This window comes from Verminephrobacter aporrectodeae subsp. tuberculatae At4, from assembly GCF_000193225.1.
In the GTDB taxonomy this organism is placed as follows: Bacteria; Pseudomonadota; Gammaproteobacteria; order Burkholderiales; family Burkholderiaceae_C; genus Acidovorax; species Acidovorax aporrectodeae.
The window spans coordinates 1-11,019 of sequence record NZ_AFAL01000517.1; the positions used below are offsets into that span (position 1 = coordinate 1).

8 protein-coding genes and 1 pseudogene are annotated in these 11,019 nt (G+C 65.6%); all 9 read left to right on the forward strand.

What is annotated here, in order from left to right; all coding sequences use genetic code 11:
* On the forward strand, nucleotides 1–2,966 hold a 2,966-nt coding region (locus VTU_RS27955; protein ID WP_010106598.1), incomplete at its 5' end, for an Ig-like domain-containing protein.
* 203 nt (nucleotides 2,967–3,169) lie between these two features.
* Nucleotides 3,170–3,883, forward strand: a complete 714-nt coding sequence (locus tag VTU_RS0117605) for a choice-of-anchor U domain-containing protein (protein ID WP_138927944.1) — start codon at nucleotides 3,170–3,172, stop codon at nucleotides 3,881–3,883.
* Nucleotides 3,884–4,377: 494 nt separating this feature from the next.
* Complete coding sequence (locus VTU_RS0117610) at nucleotides 4,378–4,653, forward strand: Flp family type IVb pilin (protein ID WP_029554524.1); 276 nt, start codon at nucleotides 4,378–4,380, stop codon at nucleotides 4,651–4,653.
* A gap of 14 nt (nucleotides 4,654–4,667) precedes the next feature.
* Nucleotides 4,668–6,116, forward strand: coding sequence for a pilus assembly protein TadG-related protein (locus VTU_RS0117615; protein ID WP_010106603.1), 1,449 nt, complete (start codon nucleotides 4,668–4,670; stop codon nucleotides 6,114–6,116).
* Nucleotides 6,113–6,931 carry a hypothetical protein gene (locus VTU_RS0117620; protein WP_010106604.1) on the forward strand — a complete coding sequence of 273 codons (819 nt, stop codon included), beginning with the start codon at nucleotides 6,113–6,115 and terminating at the stop codon, nucleotides 6,929–6,931. The genes VTU_RS0117615 and VTU_RS0117620 overlap by 4 nt, the downstream gene beginning before the upstream one ends.
* Nucleotides 6,932–6,958: 27 nt before the next feature.
* Nucleotides 6,959–7,774, forward strand: a complete 816-nt coding sequence (locus VTU_RS0117625; RefSeq protein ID WP_169315420.1) for a hypothetical protein — start codon at nucleotides 6,959–6,961, stop codon at nucleotides 7,772–7,774.
* Nucleotides 7,771–8,064 (forward strand): hypothetical protein, encoded by a 294-nt coding sequence (locus VTU_RS32970; RefSeq protein ID WP_138927945.1) that lies wholly within the window; start codon nucleotides 7,771–7,773, stop codon nucleotides 8,062–8,064. The genes VTU_RS0117625 and VTU_RS32970 overlap by 4 nt, the downstream gene beginning before the upstream one ends.
* Before the next feature lie 53 nt (nucleotides 8,065–8,117).
* Nucleotides 8,118–9,111 (forward strand): annotated as a pseudogene (gene cpaB, locus VTU_RS35030) (Flp pilus assembly protein CpaB).
* 29 nt (nucleotides 9,112–9,140) lie between these two features.
* On the forward strand, nucleotides 9,141–11,019 hold a 1,879-nt coding region (locus VTU_RS0117640), incomplete at its 3' end, for a type II and III secretion system protein family protein (protein ID WP_029554526.1).

Genomic DNA, 11,019 nt, shown 5'->3' on the forward strand with positions numbered 1-11,019 from the left:
TGGCCGACACCGCGCTCACCGTAGGGGAAAGCACCACCGTCACCTTCACTTTCAACGAGCCCGTCAACGGCTTTGATGCCAACGACATCAACCTCTCGAATGCCAACGGCACGCTGGGCCCGCTCACGCCCAACGCCAACCGCACGGTCTGGACGGCCACCTTCACGCCCACGGCCAACGTCAGCGCCGGGGCGAATACCATCCGCGTAAACCTCGCCGGTTTGGGCACCGATGCGGGCAGCACCGGTAGCGGCAACGCCTCCAGCGCCAACTACTCCGTGGACACCGTGCGCCCCATGGTCGCCATCAAACTGGCCGATAGCCACCTGACTGCGGGGGAAACCACCAGCGCCACCTTCCGCTTCAGCGAGCCCGTGACCGGTTTTGACGCCAGCGACATCGACCTCTCGCACGCCAACGGCAGGCTGGGCCCGCTGACGGCCAGCAAAGACGGCAGAACCTGGAACGCGACCTTCACGCCAACGAACGACGTCAGCGATGCGAGCAACACCATCCGCGTGAACACGAAGGGCGTGCGGGACTTGGCGGGCAACACCGGAAGCGGCGTCGCCAAGAGCGCCCACTACACCGTGGACACCCTCGCGGCCCCCACGCTGGCTGCCACGAATCCGATCACGATCAGCGACGACAGGCTGGGCCCGGGCGAGAGCGCCACCGTCACCATCCGCTTCTCCGAAGCCATCGATGCGAGCAGTTTCAGCCTTGCCGATCTGGGCGTGGGCGATGGCGCGAAGCTGTCCGACCTGCACAGCATCGATGGGGGCATCACCTGGGAGGTCACGCTGACGGCCCCGGAGCGCACGGACATCCCCTCCGACGCCTCCGATTTGACGGGCAACCAGTTCCGGGTCGTCCTCGCCGGCGTGACCGACCTCGCCGGCAACGCCGGCGTGGGCAAGGTCGTCTCCCCGGTTGCCTTCAAGCGCCCCATGGCCACCATCACGCTGCTCGAAAGTACCCTCACCGCAGGGGAAACCACCACCGTCATCTTCCGCTTCAACGAGCCCGTCACCGGTTTTGACGCCAGCGACATCGACCTCTCGCATGCCAACGGCACGCTGGGCCCGCTGATGGCCAACGAAGACGGCCAAACCTGGAGCGCCACCTTCACGCCCACGGACAACGTCAACGACGCGAGCAACACCATCCGCGTGCATACGAAGGGCGTGCAGGACCGGGCGGGCAACACCGAAGTCGGCACCGTCAGAAGCGCCAACTACACCGTGGACACCCTCGCGCGCCCCACGCTGGCCCGCACCGATCCGATCACGATCCACGACGACAAGCTGAGCCAGGACGAGCGCACCACCGTCATCATCCGCTTCTCCGAAGCCATCAATACCAAGAGTTTCAGCCTCGCCGATCTGGGCGTGACCGGGGGCGCGAAGCTCTCCGACCTGTACAGCATCGACGGCGGCACCACCTGGGCGGTCACGCTCACGGCTCCGGGGATCGAGGACATCCTCGCGAACCCCGACGACGTCCGCGACTCGACGGGCAACCGGATCAGCGTCAACCTTGCCGGCGTGCGCAGCCTTGCGGGCCATGCAGGCGTGGGCAAGGTCGCCTCCACTGTTACCTACGACATCGACGTCCAGCGCCCCACGCTCACCATCACGCTGGCCGAGAGCGCCCTCACCGTGGGCGCAAGCACCACCGTCACCTTTAGCTTCAGCGAGTCCGTCACCGGTTTTGACGCCAGCGACATCAACCTCTCGCATGCCAACGGCACGCTGGGTCCGCTGACGGCCAGCGAAGACGGCCAAACCTGGAGCGCCACTTTCACGCCAACGGCCAACGTCCACGCGGAGGGCAACGCCATCATCGTGAACACGCAGGGCGTGCGGGACTTGGCGGGCAACGCCGGAGACGGCATCGCCAAGAGCAACCCCTACAGCGTGGACACGGTGCCCGACCTCGTGCCGCCCGAACTCATCATGGAGGGTGCTGACGCCCCCCGGATCGAAGGCAACCGACTGGTGCTCAGCTACACCGAACAAAACAGCCTGGACGCGGCCATCCTGTACGGTAGCGCAGGCTTTGCGGTGCACAGTGCCACGGGAGTGGAAATCGGCGTCGGGATCGTCACCGTGGATGCAAACACCAAGACCGTCACCCTGACGCTCAGCCGGGCCGTGAACAACGGCGAACTGCTGACCGTCAGCTACGTCAAACCCGCGGACAGCCCTGGGGTGCAGGACACGGCGGGCAACGCTGCGGCGAACTTCGTCTATATGCTCGTGAACAACCTCCCGCCCGCGTCAACCCCCGAGGGGCCGGACGCGGACCACGACAGCGTTTCCGACGTCCAGGAAGCACGGGCCGTCAGCACCGGGGGTGCCGTAACCGGCGACGGCAACGGAGACGGCATCCAGGACAGCGCACAAGCTACGGTCGCTTCGAAGACCGTTGCGACAAGCGGTGGTTCCACGGCATCGATCACCCTGGTCGTCGACAGCCCGGGTGGCTCCATCCCTGGCAACAACACCCGCATCGTCAGCCTGGAGCAAAACTTGGCCCACGGCTTCTCCTGGGGGCCGGGGACGGAGGTGCCGATCGGGTTGATGAACTTCGTCGCCACGCTGGAGACTGTCGGCAACGGTGCGAACTTCAGCCTGTATCTGGACCCGAATACGGACGGCAACGGTTATTGGGTGAGGACGGAACCGCGGTGGGGGCGCCCCCTCATCAGTCTCGCGGACATCGACGGTTATTGGGTGAGGGACGGAGCCGGCGTCTGGGTGAATCTGGCCAGTGCGTCCTACGGCGGCCAGATGACGAGCGAAGGCGAGCGGGTGCGGCTGGACTTTTGGATCCAGGATGGCGGGCAGTTCGACGCCGACGGCGTGGCCAACGGCAGCATCTCCTCCTTTCTGGGTGCGGCGGCGCGCATGCCGCTGTCCATCGTGGGACAAACGGCTGAGCCGGCGCCCGGCGGGGGCTGACTCTGAAAGCAGCCCCCGGCGGGTCCATCCCCCTCGGGGGCGCGACCGGGGGCAGCAGCAGCAGCTGCTGCTGCATCAACTTGTCACCCGTGATGCAGTTTTCGGCGGGTTACCTCGCGCGCTCTGCGCGATGCCCACCGTGGGGAGCAGTGCAAACCACTGACCCCCTGTCCATCAAATCCACCGTTTCAAGGAGCAATACCATGTCCGACACCACAGCGTCCACACCGGCATCTTCCCCTTTGCAGCAAAACACGGTCAGCGACGACAAACTGAATCAGCCCGTGGGCAAACTCACGCTCGCATCACCCCCCAAGGGGTCGGATGCGGGCCGCAACAGCGTTCCCGACGCCCAGAAAGAACGGACCGTCAGCATCCCGGGTGCCGTGACCGGCGACGGTATCCAGAACAGCGCACAGGCGGCAGCCGCTTCGAAGACCGTTGCGAAAGACGGCGACTCCACGGCCCCGATCACCCTGGTCGCCGACAGCCAGGACGGCAAGGTCAGCGCTGGCAGCAACACCCACATCGTCAGCCTGGAGCAAAAGGCGGCCGCCAACTTCCCCGAGGGGGCGGAGACGCCGATCGGGGTGACGGACTTCTTTGCCACGGTGGAGACTGCCGGCGACAGTGCGAAATTCAGCCTGTACCTGGACCCGAATACGGACGTCAACGGGTACTGGGCGCTGAACAGCGCCGGCGTCTGGGTAAATCTGGCCAGCGAGTCCTACGGCGGCCAGATGACGGGCGAAGGCGAGATGGTGCGGCTGGACTTCTCGATCCAGGATGGCGGGGAGTTTGACGCCGATGGCGTGGCCGACGGCAGCGTTTCCTTCATCTCGGGCGCGGCGGCGCGCATGCCGCTGTCCATCGTAGGGCAGACGGCTGAGTCGGCGCCCGACGCGGCCGGATTCTGAAAGCAGCCCCCGGGTTCATCCCCCTCGGGGGGTGAACCGGCAAAATACCGGGCGCAGACCCGGGTCGGTGAGCAGGGTGCAGGTACGCCCCAGCGCGGCATTGCACCTGCTCAACCCAGGCGGTACACAGGCAGTACACGCCAGGGCGCGCAACCGTTTTTCCATCTGAACAACGCCGCCATCGCCACGCAGGCGCTGGCGGCGCTTCGCGTCTACCGCCCCGAGATGCGCGTTTTCGCGGGCCTCTGCAAGGACGGCAGGTCGCCGTCACCCAAGCGCGGGCGAGCTACGGGAAGCCATGTTTTAGAATCCCGCCTTGTCTGTAAAAGTTGCAATACATTTGCATTGTGACTTCTGTTCTCACTTCTTTCATCGACACACCCCTCTCGGGGACTTCGAAAAAAAGTTACTCCTGGATTGCAAAAGCCGCTGTATGATTGCGCAGGAAAGGCGCTATTCTTTCTCATCCACAACCCACCTCAGGAGGCTCTCGCATGATCCGCACTCTCTCCAATACCCGCCGTGCAACCAAGAAGCAACAACGTGGTCAAGGCATGACGGAATACATCGTGATTGTCGCGCTGATCGGCGTCGCTGCCATTGCGGTCTACCAAGCTTTTGGCGAGACCATCCGGGCGCAGATGTCGGGCATCGCCAATGAAGTCGCGGGCAAATCCGCTCAGACCGCGATCACTGCAGCCGGGACCTCGGCCCAGAAGGCCGATACCGAGCGCAAAGAGAAGGGCCTCGACGCTTACAAGAACAAGTGAGCAACCGTTCCCCCATGCACTGCATCGTCCCACATGGCAGGCGGAGAGCCGCCAAGCGGCAACAGCGCGGGCAGGCGCTGATCTACGGCATGTTTGTCGTGATCAGCTCCCTGGCTGCCCTGTTCTTCCTGTTCAACACCGGCCAACTGTCCCAGGAAAAGACCAAGCTGGTGAACACTGCCGATGCAGTGGCTTACAGCGCCGGCGTGATGCACGCACGGGCGCTGAACTTCAGCGCCTACGGCAACCGCGCGCTGGTCGCCAACGAGGCGCTCGTGGCCCAGATGGTCAGCCTGTCATCGTGGGCGCAGTACGCGGAGACCCGCGTGCAAAACCTGCCAGGCCAATTCCCCCACTGCCTCGATTCAAGCGGCTATTCATCGGGGGCTGGTGCTTGGCTCTACGATGCCAAGTACGCGATCATGTGCTATGCCGTCGTGCAGTATCTGGGCCAATACATAGAGGATGTAGCCAAGGAGGTGCCAGACCTGACGGAGAAAGTAGTGAAGGCGGTGGAACTCAACAAGAAGGCGATACAGCTAGCCCACAACCTGTTGCATGCCCCGCTCTATTTGCAGAGCCTGCGCGCCAACGTGATGCAGGACGTCGCCCGGGCCAACTATGCCAATGACGGCAGCGTGCAGGTAGAGCCCCTGGGTCCGGGCATTGCCTCGGCGCTAACCGACGACTGGGGCAGTTTCACGCGCAAGTACAGCGGCCAGGACCGCAAGCGTATGGCCGAACTGGCCCGTTATGCCGCACACACCGACGAATTCACGCACAAGCGCAAATGGGATTCCTTTGCTGTATTCCCGTCCTGCCGTTTTTCCTTCAGCAGAGTGAGCCGAGGTGGAGGCACCGATCTGGTCAACTACGACGAGTGGATAGCGCAAGACACCGAGTCTTGGTGGCAGGTGCGATACCGCTTTTTGCGTTGCAGATACTGGGAAAATCCCATCGCCTACGGCGAGCAGCAGGCGCATCCCAAGGGCCAGGACCAGGACGATTCCGGCGCCTCCCTGGGCGGCGCCCGAGACAACCCGGAGGCGTCGAGCATGGCATCGTCCTCGCACTGGACGGGCTACAGCGGCATCCCCAGCTATTACGATCTCAGCCAGCAGCAACTGGACAAGAGCGATCCCGCGCTGCGATTCAGCGTGCGCCTGGTCCGCGCACGCAGCGAGCTGCGCACCTCCGACGGCAGGAGCGAGATAAGGACCAGCAGCGACAGCCGCATCAACGCCTACAAGAGCCAGGTGGCCAGCAACGTCATGGCCGCGGTGGCCACCTCCGAGGTGTACTTCGAGCGCCCATTCAATCAACGCGAAAACCTCTACGGCAAGACCCTGGGCCGCCCCCGCGAACTCCCCAGCCTGTTCAACCCCTATTGGCGCGTGCGCCTGGTCCATTCCGAAACCGACGTGCAGGCGCAGCAACTGCTCCAGGGAGCGCACATCCCATGAACCGCACAACTTTCCGGGGTGCGCCGCAGCAGGGCCAGGCGCTGGTCGAGTTCCTCACCATTTCCGCTGCCGTCCTCGGCCTGTTCCTGCTGATGCCGATGATCGGCAAGTACCAGGACATTGCCCATGCCACGCATATGGCAAGCCGCTACGCGGCGTTCGACGCCACGGTGCACAACGATGCAAAAAACGGCTTCAAGCCCGAGGCACAGTTGGCCGAGGAAGTGCGCAGACGCTACTTCGGCACCCCCGACGCGCCCATCAGAACCGACGATGCAGCCGACGATTCCCGGGCCCATCAGAACCCGCTCTGGACCGACCCCCGGGGCAAGCCGCTGATCCGCAACTTCTCCGACGTCGCGGTCACTTTCGGCGAAGACGAGGCCCCTTCGCACAGCCAGGCCTTCAAGGGCAGCAGCGACGGCAAGCCCTTCAGCCTGATGCCCCTGGCGAACCACAAAACGCTCGACCTGCAGGCCCGGGGCATCTACCGCGTCAACGTCTCCGTGCCCCTGGCCAACCTGCCCGAAGGCATCGTCAGCTACACGCCTTTCGACAAAATCGATCTGCGCATCACGCGCCATACCAGCGTGCTGATCGATCCCTGGGCCGCGGAATCGGTGCAGCAGACCATGGACCGCTTTGGCAAGCTCGTCCCGCTGAACAGCCTGTTCTCCTCAATCGAAGCGGCGCTGGACATCGTCATCCCGTTCTTCGAGTTGGGGGATGTATCGGCCCCCCAATTCGGGCGCCTGGAGCTCTGGCAGGACGTGGTGCCCGAAGACCGCCTCAAGGCCGACGAGTCCAGGAACTGAACCCGCACGACAGCAGGCTTCGAAATCATGCAACACGCCCCGCCACCACCACGCCCACCGGGGACACGAGCCGCTTTTGCGCGGCCAGGCAGACCCCTGCCCAAGCCCAAGCGCGCCGGCCTGTGCCTTGGCCTGTTGTTGCTGGCCCTGGGCGCACCCGCCGCAAGAGCGCAAGCCTCCTGGCCCGAGGTCGCCCTGCCCGCGCAGGCCCAGAGCTACGGCGTCGGCCAGCAACTGGGAATGAACGGTCTGCCCATGCGCCTGACGGGCTTTGCCACCGAGGCAGCTCCGGAGCAAACCGCCGCGTGGTTTCGCCGCACGCTGGGTCAGCCCCTGGTGGAAAACCGCCTGGGTCGCAAACAGATCCTGGGCCGCGCCGAGGGCGGGTACTACCTGACCGTGCAGATCGAGCCTGGCAGCGACGGCCGGGGCAGCCGGGGCATGGTCGCGGTCACGCAGTTGCCCGGCGCCCCGCAGCCGCAGACCCGGGAGACGATCGCCCATTGGCGCCGCCTGCTGCCGGCAGGCACCCAAATCACCAGCCACCTGCAAGCGCAGGACAACGGCCGGTTCGCGACCCATCTCGTGGCGCTGAACCGGCACGGCGAGCAGCTCAATGCACAGCGGCTCGGCGCGGCCTTGCGCGAACAGGGCTACGCGCTCGAGCGCAGCATTAGCACCGACAGCGCCCAAACCGCCGCCGGCTTGCCCGAACAAGCGGCAGGCCTGACCCTGCTCTTCCGCGGCCCGGGCAAGGAGGCCATGGCCACCATCACGCGCGACGCGCAAGGCCAGACCAGCATCGTGCTGCTCACCAGTGTTCAGTTGGAGCTACTGCCATGAACCGTTGGCGTTTTTCCCCGCGCCGTGCGCACCCCAAGCCAGGGACAGCGCGCAACCGGCTTTCCCGGGCCGCAGGCAGCGCCCCCTCGAAGAAGACGCACCGCAGGCGACCCGGGGGTGCTGCATTGCAATGCGGCCAATCCTCGGTGGAGTACGGCGTGGTCTGCGCGGCCCTGGCCTTCGCGCTCGGCGTGGGCATGCTCGACGACAGCAGCGTGCTGCGCGAGTTGCTCAACGCCTTCCAACTCGCCTACCAAAAGTTCAGCTTCGCCATTTCGCTGCCTATCTGAGTCGCCCGCTTGGCCCCTATCTCTTTCGTATCCCCTTGTTCCATGCTTGCCCCATGAAACTCTCCCCGTTCCGACTCGCCGCCCTGCGGCCCAACAAGACCTGGCTACTCTTTGGGGTGGCGCTGCTGATCGGCCTGGTTGCCGCCTTGAGCGCCCGCAGCTACCTGAGCAGCTATATGGAGGCGATCGAGGCGCGCGCCAAAGGCAAGACCACCGTCCTGCTGGTGGCCAAGCAGGACCTCAAAAAAGGCGATGCCCTGTCCACCAAGACCGTGGCGGTGCGCAACGTTCCGGTGGACTACGCGCATTCCAACGCCATCACGCCCGAGCATTTCGATCGCATCGAGGGCCAGAGCGTCGAGCAAGACATCAAGGAGGGCGAAATCCTGCTCTGGAGCCTCATGCAGACCAAGAAGGCCCCGAGTTTCTCCTCGCGCGTCGGGATCGGGCGCCGCGCGATCACCGTGCACGTCGATGAGATCAACTCCATCTCCGGTCTGCTGGAGCCAGGCGACGCGATCGACCTGATACTCACGCTCGAGCAGGGTGCAAAAAGACCACCTTCCCCTGCTGCAAAACGTCCGGGTCATGGCCACCGGCCAACGCGTGGTGGACGACCCCAAGAGCGGCGAGCGGCGGCAGTATTCCACGGTCACGCTGGACACCACGCAGGCGCAGGCACAGAGCGTGGTCATTGCGCGCGAGGCCGGCAAGATCACGGCGCTGCTGCGCAATCCGCAGGACACGCAGGTCTTGGCGGAGGACAGTGCGGCGATGGCGGCGCTGCTGGGCCTCGCTGGCGACGTGCAGTCCCTGAGCAACTCCGCAGGTTCGACGGGCCGCACGGTACCCGTGCTCTACGGCGGGCGCCGCAGCGACTTCAAGCCCGAGGAACTGATGCTGCGCCAGGCCGCGAACCAGGGCGGCGCCGACGAACCGGCCGCACTACCGCCCGGGCCACCGGCCTCCAACCCCAAGAAGCCAGACCAGCCCCCGGGCAAGCCCGGCGCATTGGTGATTCCCGCTCCACCCCGTGCCGCGCCATGACCCCAGGCCAAACGTTTTCCCACCCGCCCATGCCCCATCGCAGCATTCCGGTCAGCGCTACAGACCACGCATTGCGCTGGAGCCTGGCCCTGGCCTGCGCAACGGCCCTGCCTGCGCCGGCCCAAACGCCCGCTCAGCCAGCATCCGGCACCACGGACCTTGCCGCGCCGCCCGCGCTCTCGCGTGGCGGCTTCGCGCCGGCACTGCGGGCCAAAAAACAGACTCCGGCGGCAGTCTCCGGCCAACCCTACCGCCCCATCCAGAAGCCGGACGACCAGGCCCAGGTGCCCGAGATCGAAATGTTCGTCGGTGAGTCGCGCGTCTTTCCCAGCCCCGGCGTCGCGCGCATTGCCGTGGGCAACGGCAAGGTGCTCACGGCCGCCGCGCTCGACGAGCGCGAAGTCATCATCTTTGCCAACGAGGTCGGGACCTCCTCGCTGTTCGTGTGGAACGAGGAGGGCCGCTACCAGCGCGTCAAGATCAACGTCGTCCCCGGTGACACCAGCCGCTATGCGCGCGAGATCGCCGCGTTCCTGAGCACCATCCCCAACGCCAAGGCCTCCGTCATTGGCGACAAGGTCATCGTCGAAGGCGACAACCTGGGCGACGTCGACCTCAAGAAGATCGAAAGCCTCACAAAACACTATCCGCAAATCGTCAACTTCGCCAACCAGATCGGCTGGGAGCAGATGGTGCTGATGGACGTCAAGGTCGTCGAGTTTCCGGTGAATGAGCTGCGCGAAATCGGCCTGCGCTGGGGTTCCACGGGCGGCGCCAGCGTCGCCGGTCTCTGGGCGCCCGGCCGACGCGGCCACCAAGGGGGGCTGGTCATCGGTGTCCAGAAGCCGCCCATCACCTCCGCGGACGGCAGTGAGTTCACTCCGCTGTCCGGGGGCCTGAACGTCCTGAGTGCGATCAATATGGGCCTGAGCGCCAAGCTCGACCTGCTGGCCCAGGAGGGCAAGGCCAGCATCCTGGCGCAGCCGCAGCTGTCGGCGCGCAATGGGGCCAAATCCGAGTTCCTCGCGGGCGGCGAATACCCCTACACCGTCCAAACCAATGAAGGGCCGCACATCCTCTTCAAGCCCTACGGAATCAAGCTCGACATCACGCCGCGCGTGGATCGCAATGGAGTCATCCGCGCAGAGATCACCAGCGAAGTCAGCCACATAGACTCCTCCATCTCAACCGTTTCCGGGCCGGCGCTGAGCACACGGCGCACGAAAACCGAGTTCAACGTGCAAAACGGCGAAACCATGGTGTTGGCCGGGCTGATGTCGCGCAAGACCAGCGACAACATCGACAAAGTTCCCTTTCTGGGCGACCTGCCGATACTCGGCGCGCTGTTCCGCTCCAAGCGCTTTCAGAACGACGAAACCGAGCTGGTGGTGTTCGTCACCCCGACGGTGATCAACAGCCAGTCGCCCGGCCTGATGCAGCGCGTCGAGCGCGCCACCGAGACCCTGCGCCAGCAGCGCCACGGCGCCGAGCCCTTTCTGACCGCGCCCGGCGCCGCGCCCGCGCATCCGCCGCAGCTCGCGCCCGCCCCCGTGGCCAGCGCCAACGCGAGCATTGCCACGGCCATGCCCGCCCCCGCCCCGATCCGGCAGCCCGACCAACTGGCCGTGCTGCCGGAAGGAACCTCCCCCTTGGAGCCCTTGGTCAGCAACTGGCGCGTGGTGCACGACGGCCTGGTGCTGCACGCCCGGCCCGACGCCGGCAGCGAGGTGCTGCTGCAACTGGGCCAGGGCAGCTTCGTGCGCGCAGCGCCGCACCAACCCCCGACGGCCACCGCCGCCCCAGGCTGGCGCGCCGTTGCGGTCGGCGCATTGCAAGGCTGGGTGCGCGACGCAAGCCTGCAACCCGTTGCGCATCTGCTCAGCATCGCTGCACCGCCTGACGGCGCGC